Genomic DNA, 24,214 nt, shown 5'->3' on the forward strand with positions numbered 1-24,214 from the left:
TGCAAATTGTTCGCACCGCGAAAACCGCAACCAGATGTTGATTAATCTTAAAGCCAAGCCACCACATGTGCGGAAACTCGCTCAATTTTTTTGTGAACCTTGCAACTTTTTCGGCCGACCCAACGTTATCCACACACTTATCCACAGGCTAAGTCGTCTGGTTGACTCGTAAAACAGGAGCAGACCCATGCAGATCGAGAAACTTGAATTCGACGCAATCCGCTACAATCCCGAGCTTGAAGCGTTCGAGGCGGCCGTTCGTATCCACGAGTCCGGTCACATTTTTCGCTACCCGGTTCACCTCAAGGCCCCGCTCAACGCGGAATACGCGCTCGTTGCCCGCGGCCTCACGCAGAAAGCCAGCCTGCGTCATACCCAAAAGGCGCATGATCTGCGCTCCACGCTGCCCGAGCCCGCGCAAGGCGCCGCCGCCGCCTGATAAATAGGCAAAAAGCCGCGAGGGGACGCACATTAACCATTTTCCCCTCGCAAATGGCGGACAATTGAGACACACTTTCTGCAGGTGCAAAGTAAGGGTGTGTCATGAAAATCGAGCGAATTTCCCTAGAGAACGTGTCGGTTTCACCGCATTCGGGTGCGCATGTCGCCACGGTCTTGCTGCACAGCGACGCGGCATCGTTCACGATGCGCGCTTCAGCCATGCTCGCAAGCAGGCTCACCAGTCTGACCGAAAGTTCAATTGTGACCCGCGCGCTGGTGCAGGATGCCCTCCGCCAGGTGCGGCACATGCCCGAATTCCGCAACGCACCGCAGACGGTCGTTGTCGCCGACACGGCATGGCCCATCTCCGCCGAACAGGCTTGACGCCGATCCCACGGCCCGCAACAAGGGCGCGACCCGATCCGAAAGGCCGCGCCGATGACAGACAGCCCTTTGCCCGCAGATGACCGCCTGATCGTCGCTGTTGATCTGCCCAACGCGCTCGACGGCCTGAATTTGGCCGAGCGGCTGGGCGACTCGGTGTCGTTCTACAAGATCGGGCTCGGGATGCTGACCGGCGGCGGCCTCGCCCTCGCCAATGAGCTCAAGCAGGATCACGGCAAGCGTATCTTCCTCGACATGAAGCTCTTCGATATCGGCGCCACGGTGGAAAACGCCGTGCGCGGGCTGGCGCAGTTCGACCTCGACTTCCTCACCGTGCATGGCGACCCCCACGTGGTCCGCGCCGCCCGCGAGGGCGCGGCGGGCAAGCCGATGAAGATCCTCGCCGTCACCGTGCTGACCTCGCTCGACCGCGCCGATCTCGACGCGTCGCTTATCGCCCCCGGCGAGATCCCAGACATCGTCGCCACCCGCGCCGCACGCGCGCTCGAGGCCGGGGCCGACGGCGTCATCGCCTCGCCGCAGGAGGCCGCGATGATCCGCGCCTTGCCCGAGGCCGCGGGCAAGCTGATCGTCACCCCCGGCGTGCGCCCCTCGGGCGCCGCACTGGGCGACCAGAAACGTGTCGCCACCCCGGCACAGGCCCTGTCGGACGGCGCCGATCACATCGTCGTCGGCCGCCCCATCTGGGCCGCCGACGACCCGCGCGCCGCCACGCAAGCCATCCTGAACGACATCGCCTGACGCAGGGTGGGTGAACCCCACCATCGCGCGCCCCAAGCCGCCCCCTACCTCTGCATGTACGCCGCCACCCGCTCGGCGAAATGCGGCACGGCCTTGTCGTGCGCCACGTACTCCTCGGGCGGCATCAGGCACCAGCCCCGCCCCTCGTCGCCAAAAATCACATCGTCGGCCAGCGCCGCCGGGCAATGCGCCACGAAGAACCACATCCGCGTCGGCCCCGCATAAAATCGCCGCCAGCCCAGCACGCCGGGGTCCAGCACGAGCCCCAGTTCCTCGCGTGTTTCACGCAGCACGCAGGCTTCGGCGCTCTCGCTCCCCTCGCGCCCGCCACCCGGCAGGTCCAGGAACCCGGGCCAGGGAATATCCACCGCATGATCCCGTTGGATCACCGCCAGCCGCTTGCCCAGAAACAACGCCAGCTTCGTGCCCTCGAACCTCTCTTCACTCATACCGTCTTTTCCCTCACGCGCCGCGCCCTTACAATACCTGCATCGCAACCCCGAACGCAGCCCCTCACATGCCCGCCCTCTGCCGCGACTGCCTGACAGAATTCGACACCGGCGCGCGCTGCCCCGCCTGCCGCAGCCCGCGCGTGCTGGCGCATCCCGAACTTCACGACCTCAGCATCGCGCACATGGATTGCGACGCGTTCTACGCCTCGGTCGAGAAACGCGACAATCCCGATCTGGCGCACAAGCCCGTGATCATCGGCGGCGGCCGGCGCGGTGTCGTCTCCACCGCGTGCTACGTCGCCCGCATTCGCGGCGTCCGCTCGGCCATGCCCATGTTCCAGGCGCTGAAACTCTGCCCCGAGGCCGTCATCATCAAGCCCCGGATGGAACTCTACGCCGAGGTCTCGCGCCAGATCCGCCGCATGATGGAGGATCTGACCCCCGACATTGAACCCCTGTCACTGGACGAGGCGTTTCTCGATCTCACAGGCACGGCTCGCCTGCACGGCGCGTCCCCCGCCGTGATGCTGGCCCGCCTGACCAAACGCATGCGCACCGAACTGGGCCTGACCGGCTCCATCGGCCTGTCGCACAACAAGTTCCTGGCCAAGATCGCGTCGGACCTCGACAAGCCGCGCGGCTTTTCCATCATCGGCAAGGCCGAGACGGCGGATTTCCTGCGCGATCAACCCGTCAGCCTGATCTGGGGCGTCGGGCAGGCCGCGCGCACCTCGCTGGATGCCGCCGGCATCCGCACCTTCGCCGACCTCCTGCGCTGGGAGAAAACCGATCTGGTGGCGCGCTTCGGCTCCATGGGCGAGCGGCTCTGGCACCTTGCCCGCGGACAGGACCATCGCCGCGTCTCGGCCCATTCCCCGATGAAGTCGATCTCGAACGAGACCACCTTTCGCGAAGACACCGCCAGCGCCGACATTCTCGACGGCCACCTCTGGCGCATGGCCGAAAAGGTCGCCGACCGCGCCAAGGCCAAGCACCTGGCGGGCCGCGTCGTCACGCTGAAACTCAAGCGGTCCGATCATTCTCTCCTGACACGCCGCATCTCGCTGCGCGACCCCGCGCAGCTGGCCGACACGCTCTACCGCACCGCCCGCGCGCTCTTTGACCAGGTCGACCATACCAAGCCCTACCGCCTGCTGGGCGTGGGCCTGTCGGACCTCGTGCCCGAGACCGCCGCCGAGGCCTCGGGCGACCTTCTGGACCCGCAAGCCCGCCAGCGCGGCCGCGCCGAACGCGCCACCGACGAGATCCGCGCCCGCTTCGGTGCCGACGCCATCCTCAAGGGCCGCTCCCTGCGCTGAACCGGGTTTTTCCCGTTAAAGCAGAGTGTTACCGGCACTCCCCTGTTGCCGAAAAATCACATCGACGCCGCCGATAATTGCTCGTGCAACTTTCCAACCCGTGCCACGTTGCTATCGCCATGAAACACACACTGACCCGTCCCATTCCCCGTCTTGCCGCGGTTGCGCTCTGCGCCGCCGGTCTGCGCCCCGCCGCCGCCGCCGACTGGGTGGACTTTTCCGGCGACATCTCGGTGGGCGCCAACAGCATCCAGGACAACGCCTTCATGTCCCGGATCGACGCGATGCTGACCTTCACGCTGTTCGACATCGGCGACAGCCCCGTCGCGTTCGAATTCGGCACCTTCGGGTACTATTACAAGGGCGACCGCCCGCACGAAACCTACGCCGCTTTCGTCTATGACGACCGGTTCCGCCTGGGCGTGGTGAAACCCGCCTATGACCAGGTGCTGATCTCGCCCTTCGACTTCACCGCCGCTTCCATCGCCGAGACCCGCGCAGAATACACCCGCGCCCGCGCCACGACCGAGGCGCTGCGCTTCAACTCCGTGCCGGTCGGCGTCTCCTATGGCGACACCACAGGCGACACGACCTGGGCCGTTTCGCTGCTCGATGCCAGCGACGGCAACTTCCGCTCCGCCTCCGCTTCCGCCGAATGGCAGGCGCAGGCCGTCACCCTCGCCGCCGCGGTCGAGGGCGTCTGGGACCCCAAGGACGATTTCGACGGCATCAACGCCAAGCTCGGCGCCCGCTGGCAGCAGGGGCGTTTCGACATCGGCGCCGCCTTCCTGCACCCCGATGCCAACCAGCGCCCCGATGCCGTGGCCTTTGACGTGAATTACAATGCCTGGCGCGACCTGACGCTTTCGGGGTTCGGCGAGGTCACGCGCAGCAGCACGACTTCGGCCTACGGGCTCGCCGCCCGATACGATTTTCAGGATCGCTCCGACGTGACCTTCGCCGTCACCGACACCAAGACCGACGAGGAAGTCCACTTCACCTACACGCGCCGGTACTGACCGCTCTTCTGGGCGCATCCGACGCACGATGTCTTAACTCGGGCCGTCGGCACGCCGCACCGTCGCGATACAGTCGGACATACCGACGCGATACCGATGCGGATTTCGGGAACCCTGCGCCGTTAAGCTTCGATTCGCCTCACTCGGCGGCCAGCTGCTGCGGTTTGGGCCGTCCGACCTCGGCGATCTGGGCGATCACGCCCTCCAGAACGGCTTTGAACGCCTCGAAATTGCCATTGGGCCGGATCAGCCTCTCGTTCATGTAAAGCGCCCGGTCGATCTCGACCTGCACCGCGTGCCGGTTCTCCTGCGGGCGGCCGTAATGCTGGGTGATGAAGGCCCCGGCAAAGGGCGCGTTGCGCGCCACATTCAGCCCGGCGGCACTGAACGCCGCCTCGATCCGGTCCACCACGTCGTCGCTCGCCGCCGCGCCGAACCTATCGCCCAGGACCACCTCGGGGCGCCGCGCCCCACTGCGGGCGACGGCATCCATCGCCTCGTGCGGCATCGAGTGGCAATCGATCAGGATCGACTGTCCGAAAAGCCCGAGCGCCTGATCCAGCTGGGTTTTCAGCGCCGCATGATAGGGCCGCCAATAGGTGTCGATGCGCCTTTGCGCTTCGTCCATCGTGATCTTGCCGGAATAGATCGCCTTGCCATTGGCCACCACGCGCGGGATCACTCCCAGGCCAGAGGCCACGCGCGGGTTGTGCCCCGTGCGCCGCGCCCCTTCGATCAGCGCCGGGTCCAGCTCCTCGGTCGAGCGGTTCAGATCCACGAAGGCCCGTGGCGCCCCCGCCTTGATAAACGGCGCCCCGTTGCGCGGCGCGGCCTCGAACAGATCGTCCACGAACGCATCCTCGGAACTGCGCACGCTCAGCTCATTGAGGTTCGTGCGCCGCACGAAAGACCACGGATAATCCCGCCCGCTATGGGGCGATGCGAACACCACCGAGGTCGTGCGACGCTCAGGATGTGTAAGGGTAAACGCGGCTTTGGGCATTCTCTCTCCTGCCGGAACATAATAGTCTGAAAATCAGGTTCTAAAAGCCCTTGATCCCCTTCCCGACTCCTTTTATAGACACGCCTCACCGGCGCGGTTCTCCGCGCCCCTATTCGTTGGGGGCCATGCCACTCCGGTATCAGGGCGATTAGCTCAGCGGTAGAGCACTTCGTTGACATCGAAGGGGTCACTAGTTCGATCCTAGTATCGCCCACCATATTCACTGCCCGGCCTGGCCGGTGCACCCGCAACCCGGCGCCCCGCGCCACGACATTGGAGACGAGTGATGAAAGTCCGGAACTCGCTGCGTTCGCTCAAGAACCGCCATCGCGATTGCCGCGTCGTGCGCCGCAAAGGCCGCGTCTACGTGATCAACAAGACCCAGAAGCGTTTCAAGGCCCGTCAAGGCTGAGATCCCGATCTGGTTCTGCTGAACGAACCCCGCCTCGGCGGGGTTTTTTCGTTTCGCCGGGGCAAGCGGTTACGGTGCCGCGCGATTGCCAGACCGCGGGGTGGCGATCCAACGGTCGTTCAAGGCACTTTATCCCTGCCACCTCCGCAAAACATCAAATTGAAGCGCTTACGTCCCCCAATCGCCAGCCCGTCCGGGCGGTCTGGCGATCGCGCGGCGGCGCGCAAGCGCGCCTCGATTCCGCGCGGTCCGCACTCTTCACACGTCGTTAGGAATTTCGCGGGACACTACGTCTCATCCCGCTCGAACCGCGCCAGACCCGGCACTGCCGGCAACCACTCTTCCCGCCGCACGGTCCACAACTCGTAGGTCGGCTGGAACACGTTCGGCGCATCCAGCGCCCCAAGATGGACCTCCACCTCGCCGTCGCTGACGGAAAACACCGACCCGCCGCAGCGCGGACAGAAATGCCGCCCGTCCCAGTCGCGCGTCTCACCCCGAATCGCAACCGCCGCCTCGGGAAAGATCGCGGCGGCAAAGAACACCGCGCCATGATGCTTGCGGCAGTCCAGGCAATGACACAGCCCCACTCTTTCGGGCTGTCCCTCCGCCGTGATCCGCACCGCCCCACAGAGGCACCCACCCTCGACCCGGTCTATGCCGCTATCTCCCGTGGGTCCGGTCATACCCGTTCACCGGCGGGCTGGCCCAATCGCCCAAGGCCCCCTCCGCCGGCGCGAACACCTCGACCTTCAGCGGATAGCACGCCGCCGCGTCGCTGGAATGCTCGGCCGAGCAATCCCCGCCCGGACAGGCGCTCAACGCCCCCAGCAGGTCGACCTCTGCAAACAATTCCAGGTAGTCGCCGGGCCGCACCGGGCTGGCCTTCATGAAATACTGGCCCGTGTCCCGCGTGAACCCGGTGCACATGAACACGTTCAACACGTCATGCACCAGCGGCTCGGCCTCCTCCAGCGACATCTCCAGTTCGTCCGCCACCGCCCGGGTCAGGTTGGAATGACAGCAATGGTGATATTGCGACCCGGCCAGCAGATTGCCGGTATAGGGATCGCAGCGCGTGCCGATCACGTCATGCACCGACCCGCCGTACTGGTCGATCCCGTACCAGTCCAGCGTATCCTCCACGATCGTCGCCATGGGCCTCAGATACGGAAAACTCGACCACATCCGCTCACCGGTCGTCAGGTGCGTGCCGTGCAGCGCCCGCGACTTGCCGGAGTAGAATCGCTCGCCCAGGTCATTCGCGTTCCACAGGTTCAGGTCCCCCACCTGCGGACCATCCACGCTGGTGATGCGAAAGAACTGCCCCGCCGCCACGCGAAAGCAGGCAGCCTCCCGCGGCGGGGCGATCACCTCACCGACCTTTTCCGCGCCGTCCCGCGCGGTGCGGTACAGGTCCATATCCGGCACGGGCAGGGTCTCGTTGGGATAACAGACGACGGGCTTCACGGCCCGGCGCACATCGGCATCGGTGGGTTCCGGCATGGGGTCCTCAGGATTGCGGCGTGTTCCTCAAGCAATCCAAAGGCGGTTTGCCATCCGATGTAAAGGCCCGCGCTCCGCAGAACGCACAGCGAAATGCCGTCTGCCCCGGCTTCGACGCGCCACGGTCTTCGCGCCAGCGGCAATTGCGCATCTTGGGGCGCGCGTAAATCGCCACCAGTATGAACGCAATGACAAGACCCACGACAATGAACATGCCGTGGGTCTTACACTGTCCCGCGGGGCAAGGCCAACCGGCCCGCCCCGGATCGGGGGGCAGTTACAGCACGACCACGTCCAGCGGCGGGAAGCCGTTGAAACCCACGCTGGAGTAGGACGAGGTGTAGGCACCGCAGCTGCGGATGAACACCCGGTCGCCCGACTTCAGGCCCAGCGGCAGGTCGATCATGCGTTTTTCATAGAGCACATCCGCCGAGTCGCAGGACGGCCCGGCCAGGATGCAGGGGCCCGTGCGCTCGCCGTCACGGGCGGTCACGAACTGATAGCGGATCGCTTCGTCCATGGTCTCGGCAAGGCCCGAGAACATGCCGATATCCAGGTACACCCAGCGGTGCAGGTCGTCGGGCGACTTGCGCGACACCAGCACCACCTCGGCGGCGATCATGCCGGCCTCGGCCACCAGGCCCCGGCCCGGCTCGGCCATCACGCGCGGCACGTCGCCGAAACGCTCGGCCACCATCTCGCGCACTTGGGCTGCATAGATCGCCGGCGCCGCGATTTCCTCGCCATAGAAGGCCGGAAAGCCGCCACCGATGTTCAGCAGGTCCAGCGCGTGGCCGGCCTCGTGCGCGGCGCGCCACACATCGGCGATCCGGTCCAGCACCGGCGCCCACATGGCGGTCTGGCGGGTCTGGCTGCCGACGTGGAACGACACGCCCACCGGGCGCAGGCCCAGCGCAGCAGCATAGTCCATCAGCGCCACGGCGTGATCCGGCGCGCAGCCGAACTTGCGGGTCAGCGGCCAGTCCGCGCCCGACGCCTCGACGATCAGGCGGATATAGACCTCTGCGCCCGGCGCGTGCTCGGCGATCTTGTCCAGCTCTTCCTCGGCATCCGCCGCGAACAGGGTTACGCCCACGTGGTGCGCGAACGCGATATCGCCCGGTTTCTTCACGGTGTTGCCGAACGAGATGTCCTCGGGCCGCGCGCCCTGCGACAGGCACAGCTCGATCTCGCCGCGGCTGGCCGCGTCGAAATGGCTGCCGGCGTTCACCAGCGCCTCGATCACCTGCGGCTCGGGGTTGGCTTTGACGGCGTAGTGGATATGCGCATCGCCCAGCCCCTGCGCCAGCGCGTGATAGTTCTGCAGCACGACTTCGGTGTCGATCACCAGCGTCGGGCGATCGAACGTGGTGGTACGCACGAAGCCCTCGATACGGGCGGCGCAAGCATGGCGGAAATCACCCGACAGGTCGGTGACGAAAGCGGTCATGGACATCTCCAAAGGTCACGAGGCGGCGAGGGCCGCGAGGTTCAGTTCAGAGACGTTACCGTCGCTACGTAACCGCTGGGGTATAAGGCCTTCGGGACAGAGGCGCGTGCGTTGGCGTCTGAATGCGCACATGGGGCCAAACCGTGAGTCGCGCAAGAGTTTTTGCATGCCGACCGATGAATTTTTCCACACAGTTTGAACTGTGTTTTCGCTACATCAGTTTCAGGCACTTCGCCCCGCCGCGCGCCCCGAGAAAATGCACCCGCCAAGGAAGGTCCCCTCCAGCGCGTTGTAGCCGTGATACCCCCCACCGCCGAACCCCGCGACCTCGCCGGCGGCGTAAAGCCCGTCCAGCACGCTGCCATCCGGGCGCAGCACTTTTGCTTCCGGATCGGTGTGCAACCCGCCCAGCGATTTGCGCGTCAGGATGTTCAGCCGCACGGCAATCAGCGGGCCATTGGCAGGGTCGAGAATCGCATGAGGCTTTGCCGTGCGGATCAGCCTGTCGCCACGATAGGCCCGCGCCTGTCTTATGGCGATCACCTGCGCGTCCTTGGCAAACGGATTGCTCAGCTGCGCATCCCGCGCCGCCACCTGCGCCCGCAAGTAAGCGGCGTCCAGAGGTGCGTTGGGCGTGATCCGGTTCATGCCCTCGACGAGCGTCTCGAAATCCCGTGCCACGACGAAATCCTCACCATGCGCCTTGAACGCTTCCACCGCGCCCGTCGCCCCCTTGCCCAGCCGTTCCTTCAAGACCTCGCGCCACTTGCCCGAGGTCAGGTCGGGGTTCTGCTCGCTCCCCGACAAGGCAAACTCCTTCTCGATGATCTTCTGCGTCAGGATGAACCACGAATGTTCATGACCCGTGGACAGGATGCGTCTCAAGGTGCTCAGCGTGTCGAACCCCGGCAGGCACGGCGCCTCCATCCGCACACCGTTGGCGTCGAACCACATCGAGGACGGCCCGGGCAAAATCCGTATCCCGTGGTTGGGCCAGATCGGGTCCCAGTTCTTCAGCCCCTCGCAATAATGCCACATCCGGTCTTCGTTGATCGCCCCGGCCCCGGCGGCCTTGGCCACGTCCTGCATCTGGCCATCGACGTAATCCGGCACGCCCGCCACCATCACCTTGGGCGCGGGGCCCAGCCGTTCGACGGGCCACAGGCTGCGCACCTTCTCATGGTCCCCGCCGATCCCGCCCGAGGCGACGATCACGCTCTCGGCCTGAATCTCGAACTGCCCGGTCACCTTACGGCTGGTCGAGGCCCCGCGCACCGCGTCATCCTCGGCCAGCACATCCCCACGCAGCCCAGTCACCCGCCCATCGGCCACGTCCAGCCCCGTCACCCGATGCCGGAACGCAAACCGCAAATTGCCCTCCGCCTCGGCCTCTTTCGCCAGCCGCACGAACGGGGCAACAACGCCCGTCCCCGTCCCCCAGGTCACGTGAAAGCGCGGCACCGAATTGCCGTGCCCGTCGGCCTTGGCCCCGCCCCGCTCGGCCCAGCCGACGACGGGAAACCAGCGCATTCCGAGATCGTGCAGATACCCCCGCATCGCCCCCGCGGCGAAATCCAGATACGCCTCGGCCACGCGGCGCGGGTTCGCATCCTCGGGTCGGTCGAATTGCGCGCTGCCCATCCAGTCCTGCGCCGCCAGGTCCCGGCTATCCCGAATGCCCATGCGCCGCTGTTCCGGCGTGTCGATCATCATCAGCCCGCCCAGCGACCAGAACGCCTGCCCGCCCAGGGATTGCGGCCCTTCCTGGTCCAGCAGCACCACCTTGCGCCCGCGCTGCACTGCCTCATACGCGGCAACCAGGCCGGCCAGCCCGCCGCCCACGATCGCGACATCGGTCTTTTCCATGATCTCCTCCCGCACTTGCGGGGCAGCCTAACCCGGCCGCCCCGCATCATGGAAGGAAACGTCGCGTCAGCTTGTTGGCTGTGGCGCCTCAGGCTGCGGCTCCGCCTTGCGGAACCACCCCCGGCGCGGACCGGTGCGCGGCTCGCCGTACCAGTTCTCGTTCCGCGTGGCGAACATGGTGCCCGCAATCGCCGCGAACAGCAGGATCGACCCGGCCAGCAGGGCGTAATCCGCGCTGCGCAGGATGAGGTAGAGCACACCGTAAAGCACCGCCAGCATCGCGCCCACGACCAGAGTTCGCTTGCCCAGCTTCAGCGCCGTCGCGGCAAAGGCCGTGACCAACCCGACCGTGGCCGCGCCCGACACCAGGTAGGCCATGCCGAACCCGACCTGCTCGGACAGCGCCAGCATCAGCAGGAAGAACGCCGATTGCGCCAGCCCGATCAGGATATACTGCACCGGGTGCGTCGGCCGCTTGGTCTGCCCTTCCACCAGGAAGATCGTCAGGAAGGTGAGGCCAATGAACAGGATGCCGTACCGCGCCGCGCGATAGGCTTTCTGATAGAAATCATTCGGCTGGTAGAGCCCGACGCCAAAGCTCGACTGGCTTCGCGCGACCTCGTTCTGGTTCTCGCGGCTGACCTGCGGCAAGGGGCGCGCCAGGTGCGGGATCACCCAATTGGCCTCGAACCCGTCCTCGCGCACCTCGTGGCTGTCTGGCAGGAACGCGCCCTGGAATTCCGGATGCGGCCAATCCGAGGTCAGCGTCACCCGCGTCTCGCGCCCCACCGGCGTGAAGGACAGCGCCTCGGCCCCGTTCAGCCCCATCTTCAGATCGAACGCCCCGATTTCTCGCGGGTCCCCCGTCGGCGCGCGCAGCCCGCCAATATAGCGGTTTTCACCCGCCACCGGCTCCATCTCCAGCGCCCGGCCATCGGCCATCAGCCGCGTCTCGCCCCGCAGCGCGCGGTTACTGCTCACGTAAACCCGCACCTCCGCCTCGTCCCACAGCAGAACCTCCTCGCCGCGCAACGCCGCCTCAGCCTCTTCGGCGTTGAAATCGAACGCGCCCGCGGCCTTGGCCGTGTAGACCGGCACCGAGAAGATGCCCCGGCTGCGCTCCTGCGTGGTCTTCTCCACACCGAGGTCCAGAGTGTCGGGATAGACATAAACCGGATCCCGGCGCAGCGTCCGTTCCACCTGCCTGAAGCGGAACACCGGCTGGTCGTCGCCATCCAGCCTCTGTGCGCCGGTCGCCGGGTCGATCACCTCTTCACGTTCGCGCACCATCACGGTCTCCTGCACCGGGATGATCAGGACAGGGCCGGACAAGAGCTGCCGCCCGCCCCACTCCTGCCCGACCGACGCGATGGCCTGGCGGTTGTAATCGGCGCGGCTGTCGATGATCGCACCGACGAAAAACACGGGGATGGTCATCAGCAGCACCAGCAGGCCCACGATGATGAACCGCAATCCGGGGGAACGCAGCATTGGAATGTCCTCTCATTTCATATTCCGATGCTCCCTTTTGCGCAGGCCACCGTGCAGACGCCCCCGCCCCCGTCGCGCAGATTTCGTGCAGGCCGGCAAACGCCCCTTGCCCCCCAAATGCACCTGCATTTATGGTCCGGCCATGAGCAGAACACCCCAGAACCTTTCCGCGTGGCAGGTCCTGTCGCGCACCCACCGCCGCCTTCAGAGCCACCTGGAGTCCGCACTCAAGGCCGAAGGCCTGCCGCCACTCGACGTGCTGGATGCGCTGGCCGCACTTGACGCGGGCCAGGATGGCCAGACCGCGAAATCACTGGAACACAGCCTGATGCTGCCGCAATACGGCGTGTCACGCCTGCTGGACCGGGTGGAAAAAGACGGGCTGATCCGCCGCGTCGCGGATGCCACGGACAAACGGCTCAAGCATGTGCACCTGACCGAGGCTGGCCGTGCCACGCTTATCGCCATGGTACAGACCCGCGATGCCGCGCTCGACGCATTCCTCGCGCCCCGGGCCAAGCCGGGGCAGTTGGACCGGATCACCGATCTGCTGTCCCTGCTCGATCAGGACGCGTCAGAGCCCACCTCGGGATAAAGCAACCCGAACAGCGCCAGGGGCCGCTCATCGCGCGACAAGGTGCCTGGCTCCCAGCCATCGCCGAAAGCGGCGAAGACCTCCTTGTCGTCGTAATGGTCGTCAAAGACCTTGCCCGCGCGTTCGACAAGTCCCGCCAGTTCACTGACGAACTTGCTCTCCCCGATCGCCGTCCGGTTCAGATAGTGCAGTCGCCCCGACAGGTGGCGGCACACGTCCCGAAACTCTTCCTTCGACTTGAAATCGAACTCGGGACGCGGCTTGCTCATTACACCGCACGCTCCAGCATCATCTTCTTGATCTCGGCAATCGCCTTGGCCGGGTTCAGCCCCTTGGGACAGGTCTTGGCGCAGTTCATGATCGTGTGACAGCGATAGAGCTTGAACGGATCTTCCAGATCGTCCAGCCGCTCGCCCGTCGCCTCGTCCCGGCTGTCGATGATCCAGCGATAGGCGTGCAACAGCGCTGCCGGTCCAAGATACTTGTCGCCGTTCCACCAATAGCTGGGGCAGGCGGTCGAACAGGACGCGCACATCACGCATTCATAAAGGCCATCCAGCTTTTCGCGGTCCTCGATCGACTGCTTCCACTCCTTCGCGGGGCGGTTCGTCTTGGTTTCCAGCCATGGCATGATGCTGGCGTGCTGGGCGTAGAAATGCGTCAGGTCGGGAATCAGATCCTTGACCACCGGCATGTGCGGCAGCGGATAGATCTTCACGTCGCCCTTCACCTCGTCCAGGCCATAGATGCAGGCCAGCGTGTTGATCCCGTCGATATTCATCGCGCAAGACCCACAAATCCCCTCGCGGCAGGACCGGCGGAAGGTCAGCGTTGGATCGACCTCGTTCTTGATCTTGATCAGCGCGTCCAGAACCATCGGCCCGCACTTGTCCATGTCCAGAAAGTACGTATCGACCTGCGGGTTCTTCCCGTCATCGGGGTTCCAGCGATAGATCTGGAACTTACGCACGTTCTTGGCGCCCTCGGGCTTGGGCCACGTCTTTCCCTTGGTGATCCGGGAATTCTTCGGAAGCGTCAGTTGTACCATTTACGTTTCCTCTCCGTTCAGCGGCCCAGCAGGACCAGACCGTTTTCAGCAATACATTGAACCGACTCGGGCCGGCTTGCGATGTCCACCACCAGCTCGACCGTCGCGGGTTGAACCCCGCCGACGGAATCGCGCGCGATGGAAATGATTTCCCCGGCCGAGGCCGCGTCGATGATGCAGTCGGTGACGGGCGCCACCGTGACGCCCGGAAAGCGCCGCGCGACGATCCCGTTGACCACGGTTTTCGCCCGCTCCCGCGCGATCGCGTCGGCGGCGTCGTTGGCCGCATCGCACCCCGCCAGCAGCAGTGGCAGCGCAAGAATGGCAAGCAACCTCATTCCGCCACCTCCATTTCCTTCAGGTCCGGCAGCACGTCCTCGACCTTGCGCATCTGCATGATTTGGCTCAGGTTCTTCGGCCCGAAACCCTCGATCGTCAGGTCCATGAATTTCTCCACGATTTCGTCCCGCGCGTCCTCCAGAACCCGGTTCTCGGGGTCCAGCCCGGTCACGATCCCCAGCCCGCAGGGCCGCGGGTTCAGCACGTCAAATGCCAGTTCGGGGCGGTATTCGCGCAGGATCAGCGTCATCTTCCACACGTCACCCGACCAGCCCTTGGTGCGCTCGGGGTCCCACTCCCGCTCGGCGGCGGCGGGCGAGAACGGCACAAGGTCATGCAGCAGGATCGTCGCATCCTTGTGGCACAGCTTTTCCGTCGCGATGAAATCGTCCAGAACGTACTCGAACAGGTGCATCCCATCGATGAACGCCATGTCGATTCGCGGCGCAAGTTCTCGCGCCTGTCCGCTGGCAAAGAAATCGCCGCTGGTTTTCTGGATCAAATGCAGCGCGGGCTTGTCGCCGGTCACGTCGCCACCCAGCCGAAAGGTCGGGTCGACGGCAATCGCCTTGCCCGGACACCGCTCGAGCGAATGCCCCCGCCCCGCGCCAATCTCCAGATACCACTCTGGCGCACGCGTCAGGTGCAGTACCTCCAGCACATCCAGGTAATGCCGCCCCCGCGCACGCGGCCAGCCCGCCGGACGGGAGGGCGCTGCCGTGATATGCGTGGCGGCCTTGGGCATCAGTAGGGGTTGCCGATGCAATAGATGGTCCCGCGATAGAGAACTGGCGCATGAGGCGGGCAAAGCGCGTTCACGCTCTTCTGGCGAAGGACGCGCACCGGCTTGACACTCCCCGCCGGCACGACGACCGGGTCCGAAGGCGCCACCAGCTTGCCGCGCGCAGCGGTGGCCGTTGTGTTCGCCGTCACACAGGCGCGGTACGCCTGCACCGTCGCATCCGTCGCACCCGGCTTCTTGCGGATCAGCATCGTCGCGCGGTTGCTCGCGTCATATTTTACCGTGACGTGCAGGTTTTCCCCGCCCGGCGTGTCGAAAATGCATTTGGTCGTTGCCGCGTCCAAAGTGCCGGCTTGCGCCAGTTCCGCCGAGGGCAACAGCCCCAACAGCGCGGCCGCGAATAACTTTGCGGATGTCATCAGAATGTCCTTTCCTTGGGTGCAATCTTCTTCAAATTGATCCCACCCTCGGATTCGGTCGTGAGCGGGTCCTCAATAATAGGACGATAGCTCAGTTCGACCGACTTGCCATCCACCCGCGCAACAGTGTGCACGCGCCAGTTCTCGTCGTCGCGCTTCGAGAAATCCTCGTGCGCGTGGGCACCACGGCTTTCCTTGCGTGCCTCGGCCCCGGCGATGGTGGCCAGCGCGTTGGGCATCAGGTTGGTCAGTTCCAGCGTCTCCATCAGGTCGCTGTTCCACACCAGGCTGCGGTCGGTCACTTTCAGGTCGCCCATCTTGGCCGCGATCGCGTCCATCTTCTTGACGCCCTCGGACAAGGTCTTGGACGTGCGGAAGACGGCCGCGTCCTCCTGCATCGTTCGCTGCATCTCCAGCCGCAGCTCGGCCGTCGGCGTGCCGCCATCGGCGTGACGGACGCTGTCGAAGCGCTCCAGCGCCTTGTCCACCTGTCCCGTGTCCGTCGCCGGCACCGCGCTGTCGGGGTTCACCACCTTGCCCGCGCGGATGGCCGAGGCCCGGCCGAACACCACGAGGTCAATCAGCGAGTTGGACCCCAGCCGGTTCGCACCATGCACGCTCGCACAGCCCGCCTCGCCCACGGCCATCAGGCCCGGCACCACGGCATGCGGGTCGTCCTTGGTGGGGTTCAGAACCTCACCCCAATAGTTCGTCGGAATGCCGCCCATGTTGTAATGCACCGTGGGCAGCACCGGGATCGGCTCTTTCGTGACGTCGACCCCCGCAAAGATCTTCGCCGATTCCGAGATCCCCGGCAGGCGCAGGTTCAACGCCTCGGCGGGCAGGTGGCTGAGGTTGAGGTGAATGTGATCCCCGTGCTCACCCACGCCGCGCCCTTCGCGGATCTCCATCGTCATCGAGCGGCTGACATAATCGCGCGGCGCAAGGTCCTTGTAATTGGGCGCATAGCGCTCCATGAACCGCTCGCCTTCGCTGTTGGTCAGGTAGCCACCCTCGCCCCGCGCGCCCTCGGTAATCAGGCAGCCCGAACCGTAGATACCGGTGGGGTGGAACTGCACGAACTCCATGTCCTGAAGCGGCAGCCCCGCGCGGGCCACCATGCCACCGCCGTCGCCGGTGCAGGTATGGGCGGACGTCGCGCTGAAATAGGCTCGGCCATATCCGCCCGTGGCCAGCACGACCATCTTGGAGTTGAACACATGGATCGTGCCGTCATCCAGCTTCCAGCAGACGACGCCGGTACACTGCCCGTCCTCGCTCATCATCAGGTCGATGGCGAAATACTCGATGTAGAACTCGGCATTGTTCTTCAGGCTTTGCCCGTACAGCGTGTGCAGGATCGCGTGACCGGTCCGGTCAGCCGCGGCACAGGTCCGCTGCACCGGGGGGCCTTCGCCGAACTCGGTCGTGTGGCCGCCGAAGGGGCGCTGGTAAATCCGCCCTTCCTCGGTGCGCGAAAACGGCACGCCATAATGCTCCAGCTCGTAGACCGCCTTGGGCGCCTCGCGCGCCAGGTATTCCATCGCGTCCGTGTCACCCAGCCAGTCCGACCCCTTCACGGTGTCGTACATGTGCCACTGCCAGCTGTCCGGGCCCATGTTGCCAAGGCTGGCCGCGATGCCGCCCTGCGCCGCCACGGTGTGCGACCGCGTCGGGAAAACCTTGGTCACGCACGCCGTGCGCAGGCCCTGTTCGGCCATGCCCAGCGTCGCGCGCAGCCCTGCGCCGCCCGCGCCCACCACAACAACGTCGTAATCATGTGTCTCGTATTCGTAAGCCGCCATGCTTCGTGCCTTTTCCGGTTCGTCTGCTCGGGCCATTCCGGCCCCGGCTATATGGTCTCATACGGGCAAAGGCGGCGCGCGCCCTGCCCTTGAATATCTCTCAGAGCGCCAGTCGCGCGATGGCGAACAGCCCCGTCGCCATGGCGCCATAGCTCAGGCACGTCACAAGTATGATCGTGACCTTCTGCGCCGTGCCATGCACATAGTCCTCGATCAGCACCTGGCACCCGTCGGCGAAATGCTTGAAGCCGACGACCAGCGTCAGCGCCGCGACGATGGCCGGGAAGGGCCGCGCGTAATAGGCCGTGACCTCCTCGAAGGAACTGCCCAGGATGCCGCCGAAGGTGAACACGAAAAGCGGGATCAGGATCAACAACGCGACGCTCTGCACCTTCATCGCCCAGAAGTGATGCACGCCGGTCTTGGCCGAGCCAAGGCCCACGGCGCGCTTGCGGTCTGTCAGGTAACGCATGTCCGGGGCCTCCTTCAGATGAACAGCACGGTCAGGATGGTCAGCACGACCGATCCGCCGATCGCGATCCAGCCCAGCATCTCGGCTTTATCGACTTCCAGCATCATCGCGTTGTCCCAGATCAGGTGCCGCACACCGGCCAGCGTATGATACCACAGCGCCCAGAGCGACAGGAACATCACCAGGTCACCGAACCAACTGGTCACCACCGCGTCGGCGGTCGCGAAATAATCGGCCGAGGTCGCGGCGGCCAACAGCCACCAGACCGTCAACAGCGCGGCGACAAGCAGCGCGTTGCCGGTGATCCGGGTCAGGATCGACGTCATCGACGTCAGCTGCGGGCGATAGATTGTGAGGTGGGGCGAAAGCGGCCGGTTGCCGCGATTGACGTCTGCCATTGGCATTCCCTTTCTCGTCGCGATGTGGCGCCGACCCGGGTGAGCCAGCCTGCCCCGCGATTTGAGTTCGTTTTATCCAATCATCCGGGGCGTCTGCAAACCCGTATTCTTCAAATAGTGCAGGCATTTCGTCGCAAAAGTAGTTTTCGTGATCACATACTCTAGTGCGTGATCACAAATGCGGCGCAAAGGAATCACCCCGCGCTTTCGAGATGGGTTTGGTGACTTCGCGCAGCAGTTTGCGGCGCATTCGGGCCGGGTACTCGGCATAATCGTTGGCTGTGATCACAAACGCGCCGGGCCCATGGATGACGTTTTCCCAGAAATACTCGGTCATCATCGGCTCCGCCCCCTCGATGACCAGCGCGTTGACGGTGATCCCCTGCTCGGTCAGCAGGCCATGGATCGCGCGCGGCTCCGGTCCTTCGTTGGACGACCCGTCGCCCGACACGTCGATCACCCGTTTTTTGCAGTCGGGCACATCCGCGAACTGCGCCGCGCCGACCTCCAGCGCCTCGCCAATGGCAGTGGAGAAGTTGCGCCAGACCCGCGGCGTGCTCTCGATCCGCGCCGCCAACGCCTCGACCGCGTCGAAATCGGTCATCCGCTGCCACGGCACCATCACGCGCTGGCGCGAGGTGCCGGTCCATTGCAGCACCAGCACCGCCGCCTCGCCCACGACCAGTGCCTCGCTGACCGCGCCATCGCGCAGCGCTTCGGCCAGACCCTGCATCTGGATGCGGTATTCCCCTTCGTCGACCGACCCGGACACGTCCACCGCCAGAACAAGCGCAACCTCGCAGGCGGCGACGGACACCCCCGCGCCGCCAGCCCCGACAGCCGTCAGCCAAAGACACAGGAGCGCGCGTAGCATGCCGACAGCATGCGCCGATCCGGTGCCGCTGCCCAGAAAAACCGCTCTGGGCGCGGCTCACATTCGCGTTGCCCCGCCTTCAGGCGCTGCGTCGCATCGGCCCCGCCACGCGCCGGGTAATCAGGTCGCCCACGCTTTCGCGGAAGAAATCACGCAGCTTGCGCATCGGGTCGTCGGTCTTGTCGATCACGCACAGGCCCGCCGCGCGGGCCTTGTCCCACATGAAGGGCGACGGCCAGCCCGACACGATCACGATCGGCACGTCCGACAGCTCCGGCTCACCGGCCAGTTCACCGGCAAACTCGCTGCCCGAGCCATCGGGCACGCTGTTGTCGCACAGGATGGCGGAATAGCGGGCTTGCGACAGCGCCTTGCGCGCGGTTTCGATGGTCGAGACGAAATCCAGTTCCGCCTCCACCCGTGCCCCGCGCATGGCGCGGCGGATCATCTCCTGGTCATGGGCACTGTCTTCAAGGACGAGGTACCGCAGCTGCGGGCCTTCACGGGGCGTTGGATCAGGCATGGCGACCTCCTTTCGCACTGGAAAGAAGGCTACAGGCCACGTGTTAACAAACTGAAAACGCCGCCCCGTGCCTCAGATCGGCATCAGCGCCCAGTAATCCAGGTCCAGCAGGACATGGGGCAGGTACTTGCCGTCCTCGCCGCGCAGGCTGAACGCGTCGCCGCCCTTGGTGGCCACCAGCCGCAACCGCAGCGCGCCCACACCCGGCGCGTCGGTCTCGGCGCGGTCCAGCACCTCGGACCATGCCCTGACGGTATCTCCGGCAAAGCACGGGTTCACGTGGCTGCCCGCGTTGATCGCCGCGATCATCTGCGCGTTGGCCAGCCCGTTGAAGCTCAGCGCGCGGGCCATGGAAATTACGTGCCCGCCATAGATCAGGCGCTTGCCATCCTCGCGCTGGGTCGCGTCGAAATGCGTCTTCGACGTGTTCTGCCACAGGCGCGTGGCCATCATGTGCTCGGCTTCCTCGATGGTCACACCGTCGACGTGGTCGATCGTCTCGCCCACCTCGTAATCGCCCCAGCGATGCGGCTCACCCGCCAGCGTCAGGTCGTAATTCGAAAAATCCAGCCCCGCCGGGATCACCAGGTCACTTGCGGCCACATGCGGCGCAGTCTCGGGCACCACCGGCTCGGGCGCAGGCGCGTCCACATCCTTTTTCCGCACCATCACCCAGCGGACGAACTGCAGCACCGGCTCGTCCCGCTGGTTCAGACCCGTGGTCCGGACCCAGACGATCCCGGTCTTGCCGCTGGAGGTCTGCTTGACCCCAATCACCTCGGATTCCGAGCGCAGCGTATCGCCCGCATAGACCGGCCGCAGCCACCGTGCCTCGGCATAGCCCAAATTCGCCACAGCGTTCAGTGAGATATCCGGCACGCTCTTGCCAAAAACGATGTGAAATGCCGCCAGATCGTCGATCGGGCTGGCGGGCAAGCCGCAGGCCCGCGCAAACTCGTCCGAGGAATAAAGCGCGTGACGCGCCGGGTAGAGCGCGTGGTACAGCGCCCGCTCGCCCCCGGATACTGTGCGTGGCACCGCGTGCGGGATCACGTCACCGACGGTGTAATCCTCGAAGAACCGCCCCGCGTTGGTCTTGGCCATGCTCACTGCTCTCCCAGCTTGATGTCGGGGCTGTAGTCGCCCTCGGCCTCTTTCACCACGGCCTGCCCACAGCGCATCACGCCGTTGGCCGCGTCGAACGCATAGGTCGGGCTGCCATGCAGTTCCCACCCCTTGTTCAGCGCCTCGGTCACCTTGTGGCAAAAGGCCGAGGTGTCATCGGCCGAGAGGAATCGATAAAGTTTCATCTGCTCACCCAAAGGCCGGATAGCCCAGCCAGTAATGCACGGCCACGATCAGGCCGTAGACCACGACACTGCCCGCCGCCGCGGCGATTTCCTTGGATTTCGGCGCCGGGTCGGGGCGCACCCACTCCGGCTGCGCCTTGTTGATCACGATCATCTCGATCACCGCCCAGGCCAGCAGCCCGCCGAACAGGATGAACGACGGCACGTCGCCATTCACCAACAGGTGCGCCAGCGCCCAGACCTTGACCGCACCCAGCATCGGGTGGCGCATCTTGCGCGCCAGCGTGGTTTTCATGCCCGACGCCGCGAACATGTAGACCGACAGCAGCATCAACAGGTTGTTGATCCCCACCGTCATCGGGTGCCGCCCCCAGAAGACCGCGCCATCCGCCACCTGGTAGCCCTTGGTCATCATCCAGATGCTGACCAGCAGCACCACGGCGATCACCGCCTTGCCCGCGTTGCCCATCGCCGCCCTCGGCCCGGGAGCGATACGTTTGAACAAATGCGCGCCGGTCCACAGCAGCACGCCTGCGATCAGCAATCCCATGATCTACTCCGCCGCCATCTGTGCAATCGCCTCGGCCTTCGCGAGCGTCCGCTGCGCCGCGACGACATGCAGGTTTTCCACGATCTGCCCGTCCACCACGGCAATACCCTGCCCCTGCTTCTTGCTCTCCTCGAACGCCTCGATCTGGCGCACGGCCATGTCGATCTCGAACTGCGTGGGCGCAAACGCCGTGTTGGCAATCTCGATCTGGTCGGGGTGGATCAGTGTCTTGCCATCGAACCCCAGGTCGCGGCCATGCTCGCACTCCGACTTCAGACCGTCGCCATCCCGGAAGCGGTTATAGACACCATCCAGCGCCACCACGCCCCGCGCCGCCCGCGCCGCCATCACGATCATCTGCAGAGACGCCAGCAATGGCATCCGGTCGGCGCGGAACCGACATCCCAATTCCTTTGTCAGGTCGTTCGTGCCGGCCACCAGCCCCGTCACCTGCCGGTGCGCTGCAATCTCGCGGGCGTTGAACACGCTGGCGGGCGTTTCCATCATGGTCCAGATCGGGATCTCGGTGCCGATCAGGTCCGACAGGTTGTCGACATCGGCATAGGTATTGACCTTGGGCTGCAGGATCACGTCCGCCCCGGCATCGCCCAGAACGCGCGCATCCTCGAACCCCCACTCAGTGGTCAGCGCGTTGATCCGCACGACCTTCACGCGGTTGCCATAGCCGCCGTCGCTCAGCGCCTGCGCCAGCGTCTGACGCGCTTCGGCCTTGGCATCGGGCGACACGGCATCCTCCAGGTCAAAGATGATCGCGTCGGTGGGCAACGTGCGCGCCTTGTCCAGCGCCCGTTCCTTCGAGCCGGGAATATAAAGAACGGATCGGTAAGGATGGGTGGAAAGGTCCATGGCGTGCCCCGCTGTCTGGTCGAAATTTTCTTGCGCGGGAATTCGCCATTTTTGGAACGAAAGTTCAAGGCCTTTCTCGCCGCGATGCAGAAATGGCCCTGTTTCGCGCACCTCCCGGGCGCTGCGAACGGTCCATTAACCTTGGCTTGGTACGGTCGCCTCCACGCTGTCTGCACCAGAAAAACGGCAGGGACCCATAGCTGAAAGGGTAAGACGATGAAGACCACACTGACGATGATTGCCACGCTCGTGGCCACGGGTCTGGCCGGTCCCGCCTTCGCCGCGAACTGCGCGCCGCGCGATGCGGTCGTCGACCGGCTCGCGTCCAAGTACGGCGAGTCGCGGCAGTCAATGGGCCTCGGAGCCAACAATGCGGTGGTCGAGGTGTTCGCCTCCTCCGAGACCGGCACCTGGACGATCACCGTGACCTCGGTCCATGGCGTGACCTGCCTTGTCGCCAGCGGCCAGTCGTTCGAAGCGTTGGACGAGGTGCTTCCGGTCGACGGCGACGACGCCTGACCCCGCGCGGGCGGTGCGCCGCCCGCCCGCCAGATTCGCCGTCAACCCTGCAGGGCGCGTGCAATTCAAGGCACTCCGCCAACACCACGACGCACTCTCTAAACCTCTGAAATTTCAACGGCTTTCGGCGTCCACGCCGCGCCGCATCCGTCCGTAACCGCTGCGCCGCGGCGCAGCGCCCTTGAATTGACCCCGGTTTGCGACTACCCCGTAGCGCGAAAACAAACCCACCGGAGATCAATTTCCATGGCCAGACCCAAGATCGCCCTCATCGGCGCCGGACAAATCGGCGGCACGCTCGCCCACCTCGCCGCCATCAAGGAACTGGGCGACGTCGTCCTCTTCGACATCGCCGAAGGCACCCCCGAGGGCAAGGCGCTCGACATCGCCGAGTCCGGCCCTGCCGAAGGCTTCGACGCCGCGCTCAAGGGCACGCAGGACTACGCCGACATCGCCGGCGCCGACGTCTGCATCGTCACCGCCGGGGTCCCGCGCAAGCCGGGCATGAGCCGTGACGACCTTCTGGGCATCAACCTCAAGGTCATGAAATCCGTGGGCGAAGGCATCGCCGCCAACGCGCCCGACGCTTTCGTCATCTGCATCACCAACCCGCTCGACGCGATGGTCTGGGCCCTGCAAAAATTCTCCGGCCTGCCCGCCGAGAAAGTCTGCGGCATGGCCGGCGTCCTCGACAGCGCCCGTTTCCGCCACTTCCTCAGCCTGGAATTCAATGTTTCGATGAAGGACGTCAGCGCCTTCGTCCTGGGCGGCCACGGCGACACCATGGTGCCCTGCGTGCGCTACTCCACCGTCGCCGGCATCCCCCTGCCCGACCTTGTCGACATGGGCTGGACCACGCAGGAAAAACTCGACGCGATCGTGCAGCGCACCCGCGACGGCGGCGCCGAGATCGTCGGCCTGCTGAAAACCGGCTCCGCCTTCTACGCGCCCGCCACCTCGGCCATCGAGATGGCCGAAGCCTACCTCAAGGATCAAAAGCGCGTCCTGCCCTGCGCCGCCCATTGCGACGGCGAGTTCGGCCTGAAGGGCATGTATGTGGGCGTGCCCACCGTGATCGGCGCCGGCGGCATCGAGCGGATCGTCAACATCAAGCTCAACAAGGACGAACAGGAAATGTTCGACACCTCCGTCAAGGCCGTGAAAGGCCTGGTCGAAGCGTGCAAGGGCATCGACAGCTCGCTCGGTTGAACCCCGGCCCATAGCCTGTACTTTGAACGCGCGGTCCGGATCGGCCCGCGCGTTTTTCGTTTCAGTACGCAGCCCCCGACACTGCAAGCCACCCGATTCGTCTTGCATATCAATGCGCTCATTTGTGATCACAGCATAAAATCGTGTGATCACAAAAGGCGGAAATTCGCCGCAAATCGTGGGGCAGGTAACGAAAGGGGTTAAGTCCCGCTTCATCCTGTGGCTATACCAGAGGCAAACGCACAGACAGATGGGACATCCGCATGAACATCCATGAATACCAGGCGAAGGCCTTGCTGCGCTCTTACGGGGCGCCTGTATCGGACGGGCGTGTCGTTTTGCGCGCGGAAGAGGCGAAGACCGCGGCGGGAGAGCTTGACGGCCCCGTCTGGGTGGTCAAGGCGCAGATCCATGCGGGCGGCCGCGGCAAGGGCACCTT

At 65.1% G+C, this 24,214-nt stretch carries 31 protein-coding genes and 1 tRNA gene; 11 read left to right on the forward strand and 21 right to left on the reverse strand.

All coding sequences use genetic code 11. From position 1 onward, the window contains the following. Nucleotides 1–187 precede the first annotated feature (187 nt). From RBB18_RS18675 to pyrF, 3 genes are all read left to right on the forward strand, one after another. On the forward strand, nt 188–439 hold the full coding sequence (locus tag RBB18_RS18675; protein ID WP_103763847.1) for a hypothetical protein: 252 nt from the start codon (nt 188–190) through the stop codon (nt 437–439). Nucleotides 440–543: 104 nt separating this feature from the next. Then, nucleotides 544–825, forward strand: a complete 282-nt coding sequence (locus RBB18_RS18680) for a hypothetical protein (RefSeq protein ID WP_306111977.1) — start codon at nt 544–546, stop codon at nt 823–825. 54 nt (nt 826–879) lie between these two features. Then, the gene (pyrF, locus tag RBB18_RS18685; RefSeq protein ID WP_103763849.1) at nt 880–1,587 is read left to right on the forward strand and encodes an orotidine-5'-phosphate decarboxylase; all 708 of its coding nucleotides are present in this window, start codon (nt 880–882) and stop codon (nt 1,585–1,587) included. 44 nt (nt 1,588–1,631) lie between these two features. Here pyrF and RBB18_RS18690 read toward each other — a convergent pair whose 3' ends face one another. Beyond that, nucleotides 1,632–2,036, reverse strand: coding sequence for an NUDIX hydrolase (locus RBB18_RS18690; RefSeq protein ID WP_274593767.1), 405 nt, complete (start codon nt 2,034–2,036; stop codon nt 1,632–1,634). 68 nt (nt 2,037–2,104) lie between these two features. Here RBB18_RS18690 and RBB18_RS18695 point away from each other — a divergent pair, with 68 nt between their 5' ends. Together RBB18_RS18695 and RBB18_RS18700 are read left to right on the forward strand one after the other, a co-directional pair. Further along, entirely contained in the window at nt 2,105–3,358 is a 1,254-nt protein-coding gene (locus RBB18_RS18695; protein ID WP_306111978.1) for a DNA polymerase IV, read from the forward strand. A 119-nt stretch (nt 3,359–3,477) separates the two neighbouring features. Continuing rightward, a complete protein-coding gene (locus tag RBB18_RS18700; RefSeq protein WP_274593765.1) occupies nt 3,478–4,377 on the forward strand; it encodes a hypothetical protein in 900 nt (299 codons plus the stop codon). A gap of 139 nt (nt 4,378–4,516) precedes the next feature. Here RBB18_RS18700 and RBB18_RS18705 read toward each other — a convergent pair whose 3' ends face one another. Further along, on the reverse strand, nt 4,517–5,380 hold the full coding sequence (locus RBB18_RS18705; protein ID WP_103763853.1) for an N-formylglutamate amidohydrolase: 864 nt from the start codon (nt 5,378–5,380) through the stop codon (nt 4,517–4,519). Between the two features lie 142 nt (nt 5,381–5,522). On the opposite strand from RBB18_RS18705, the gene RBB18_RS18710 reads away from it, so the two are divergent. Together RBB18_RS18710 and ykgO are read left to right on the forward strand one after the other, a co-directional pair. Beyond that, nucleotides 5,523–5,597: transfer RNA gene (locus tag RBB18_RS18710), tRNA-Val, on the forward strand. 69 nt (nt 5,598–5,666) lie between these two features. Then, nucleotides 5,667–5,792: a type B 50S ribosomal protein L36 gene (gene ykgO, locus RBB18_RS18715; RefSeq protein WP_025058716.1), complete on the forward strand. Its 126-nt coding sequence runs from the start codon at nt 5,667–5,669 to the stop codon at nt 5,790–5,792. A gap of 287 nt (nt 5,793–6,079) precedes the next feature. Here ykgO and RBB18_RS18720 read toward each other — a convergent pair whose 3' ends face one another. From RBB18_RS18720 to creD, 5 genes are all read right to left on the reverse strand, one after another. Next, entirely contained in the window at nt 6,080–6,451 is a 372-nt protein-coding gene (locus RBB18_RS18720; protein ID WP_306111987.1) for a GFA family protein, read from the reverse strand. A 4-nt stretch (nt 6,452–6,455) separates the two neighbouring features. Then, entirely contained in the window at nt 6,456–7,298 is an 843-nt protein-coding gene (locus RBB18_RS18725; protein ID WP_103763855.1) for a DUF1989 domain-containing protein, read from the reverse strand. 277 nt (nt 7,299–7,575) lie between these two features. Next, nucleotides 7,576–8,748: a type III PLP-dependent enzyme gene (locus RBB18_RS18730; protein ID WP_371931680.1), complete on the reverse strand. Its 1,173-nt coding sequence runs from the start codon at nt 8,746–8,748 to the stop codon at nt 7,576–7,578. 222 nt (nt 8,749–8,970) lie between these two features. Next, nucleotides 8,971–10,614 (reverse strand): FAD-binding dehydrogenase, encoded by a 1,644-nt coding sequence (locus tag RBB18_RS18735; protein ID WP_306111980.1) that lies wholly within the window; start codon nt 10,612–10,614, stop codon nt 8,971–8,973. A gap of 66 nt (nt 10,615–10,680) precedes the next feature. Beyond that, nucleotides 10,681–12,105, reverse strand: a complete 1,425-nt coding sequence (gene creD / locus RBB18_RS18740; RefSeq protein ID WP_306111981.1) for a cell envelope integrity protein CreD — start codon at nt 12,103–12,105, stop codon at nt 10,681–10,683. 142 nt (nt 12,106–12,247) lie between these two features. On the opposite strand from creD, the gene RBB18_RS18745 reads away from it, so the two are divergent. Further along, on the forward strand, nt 12,248–12,700 hold the full coding sequence (locus RBB18_RS18745) for a MarR family winged helix-turn-helix transcriptional regulator (RefSeq protein ID WP_274593760.1): 453 nt from the start codon (nt 12,248–12,250) through the stop codon (nt 12,698–12,700). Here RBB18_RS18745 and RBB18_RS18750 read toward each other — a convergent pair. The 14 genes from RBB18_RS18750 to RBB18_RS18815 all read right to left on the reverse strand — a co-directional run bounded on the left by RBB18_RS18750 (nt 12,670) and on the right by RBB18_RS18815 (nt 22,047). Continuing rightward, nucleotides 12,670–12,969: a hypothetical protein gene (locus RBB18_RS18750; RefSeq protein ID WP_306111982.1), complete on the reverse strand. Its 300-nt coding sequence runs from the start codon at nt 12,967–12,969 to the stop codon at nt 12,670–12,672. The two genes, RBB18_RS18745 and RBB18_RS18750, sit on opposite strands and share 31 nt — an antisense overlap. Continuing rightward, a complete protein-coding gene (locus RBB18_RS18755; protein ID WP_103763861.1) occupies nt 12,969–13,748 on the reverse strand; it encodes a succinate dehydrogenase iron-sulfur subunit in 780 nt (259 codons plus the stop codon). The genes RBB18_RS18750 and RBB18_RS18755 overlap by 1 nt, the downstream gene beginning before the upstream one ends. A gap of 17 nt (nt 13,749–13,765) precedes the next feature. Then, nucleotides 13,766–14,086: a succinate dehydrogenase gene (locus RBB18_RS18760; protein WP_103763862.1), complete on the reverse strand. Its 321-nt coding sequence runs from the start codon at nt 14,084–14,086 to the stop codon at nt 13,766–13,768. Then, entirely contained in the window at nt 14,083–14,832 is a 750-nt protein-coding gene (locus tag RBB18_RS18765) for a class I SAM-dependent methyltransferase (protein WP_306111983.1), read from the reverse strand. The genes RBB18_RS18760 and RBB18_RS18765 overlap by 4 nt, the downstream gene beginning before the upstream one ends. Further along, nucleotides 14,832–15,248 carry a hypothetical protein gene (locus RBB18_RS18770; RefSeq protein WP_103763864.1) on the reverse strand — a complete coding sequence of 139 codons (417 nt, stop codon included), beginning with the start codon at nt 15,246–15,248 and terminating at the stop codon, nt 14,832–14,834. Before RBB18_RS18770 ends, RBB18_RS18765 begins: the two co-directional genes overlap by 1 nt. Continuing rightward, a complete protein-coding gene (sdhA, locus tag RBB18_RS18775) occupies nt 15,248–17,053 on the reverse strand; it encodes a succinate dehydrogenase flavoprotein subunit (protein ID WP_103763865.1) in 1,806 nt (601 codons plus the stop codon). Before sdhA ends, RBB18_RS18770 begins: the two co-directional genes overlap by 1 nt. Nucleotides 17,054–17,153: 100 nt before the next feature. Continuing rightward, on the reverse strand, nt 17,154–17,525 hold the full coding sequence (gene sdhD / locus RBB18_RS18780; protein ID WP_057793325.1) for a succinate dehydrogenase, hydrophobic membrane anchor protein: 372 nt from the start codon (nt 17,523–17,525) through the stop codon (nt 17,154–17,156). A 14-nt stretch (nt 17,526–17,539) separates the two neighbouring features. Continuing rightward, nucleotides 17,540–17,923, reverse strand: a complete 384-nt coding sequence (gene sdhC / locus RBB18_RS18785) for a succinate dehydrogenase, cytochrome b556 subunit (RefSeq protein WP_103763866.1) — start codon at nt 17,921–17,923, stop codon at nt 17,540–17,542. 172 nt (nt 17,924–18,095) lie between these two features. Beyond that, a complete protein-coding gene (locus RBB18_RS18790) occupies nt 18,096–18,797 on the reverse strand; it encodes a DUF1194 domain-containing protein (protein ID WP_103763867.1) in 702 nt (233 codons plus the stop codon). A 79-nt stretch (nt 18,798–18,876) separates the two neighbouring features. After that, on the reverse strand, nt 18,877–19,320 hold the full coding sequence (locus RBB18_RS18795; RefSeq protein WP_306111984.1) for a response regulator: 444 nt from the start codon (nt 19,318–19,320) through the stop codon (nt 18,877–18,879). 72 nt (nt 19,321–19,392) lie between these two features. Beyond that, nucleotides 19,393–20,424 carry a MaoC family dehydratase gene (locus RBB18_RS18800; RefSeq protein ID WP_306111985.1) on the reverse strand — a complete coding sequence of 344 codons (1,032 nt, stop codon included), beginning with the start codon at nt 20,422–20,424 and terminating at the stop codon, nt 19,393–19,395. A gap of 2 nt (nt 20,425–20,426) precedes the next feature. Then, on the reverse strand, nt 20,427–20,630 hold the full coding sequence (locus tag RBB18_RS18805) for a DUF1737 domain-containing protein (RefSeq protein ID WP_274593754.1): 204 nt from the start codon (nt 20,628–20,630) through the stop codon (nt 20,427–20,429). A 4-nt stretch (nt 20,631–20,634) separates the two neighbouring features. Continuing rightward, nucleotides 20,635–21,180, reverse strand: a complete 546-nt coding sequence (locus RBB18_RS18810; protein WP_274593753.1) for an NnrU family protein — start codon at nt 21,178–21,180, stop codon at nt 20,635–20,637. 3 nt (nt 21,181–21,183) lie between these two features. Then, the gene (locus RBB18_RS18815) at nt 21,184–22,047 is read right to left on the reverse strand and encodes a CoA ester lyase (protein ID WP_306111986.1); all 864 of its coding nucleotides are present in this window, start codon (nt 22,045–22,047) and stop codon (nt 21,184–21,186) included. A gap of 234 nt (nt 22,048–22,281) precedes the next feature. On the opposite strand from RBB18_RS18815, the gene RBB18_RS18820 reads away from it, so the two are divergent. The 3 genes from RBB18_RS18820 to RBB18_RS18830 form a co-directional block, all read left to right on the forward strand. Further along, the gene (locus RBB18_RS18820) at nt 22,282–22,566 is read left to right on the forward strand and encodes a hypothetical protein (protein WP_306111988.1); all 285 of its coding nucleotides are present in this window, start codon (nt 22,282–22,284) and stop codon (nt 22,564–22,566) included. Nucleotides 22,567–22,812: 246 nt separating this feature from the next. Continuing rightward, a complete protein-coding gene (gene mdh / locus RBB18_RS18825; RefSeq protein WP_103763872.1) occupies nt 22,813–23,775 on the forward strand; it encodes a malate dehydrogenase in 963 nt (320 codons plus the stop codon). A gap of 263 nt (nt 23,776–24,038) precedes the next feature. Continuing rightward, nucleotides 24,039–24,214 (forward strand): ATP-grasp domain-containing protein (locus RBB18_RS18830; protein ID WP_371931681.1); only part of this gene is annotated, 176 nt, incomplete at its 3' end.

The sequence above is a fragment of the Roseovarius sp. MMSF_3298 genome (assembly GCF_030733705.1).
Classification (GTDB): domain Bacteria; phylum Pseudomonadota; class Alphaproteobacteria; order Rhodobacterales; family Rhodobacteraceae; genus Roseovarius; species Roseovarius confluentis.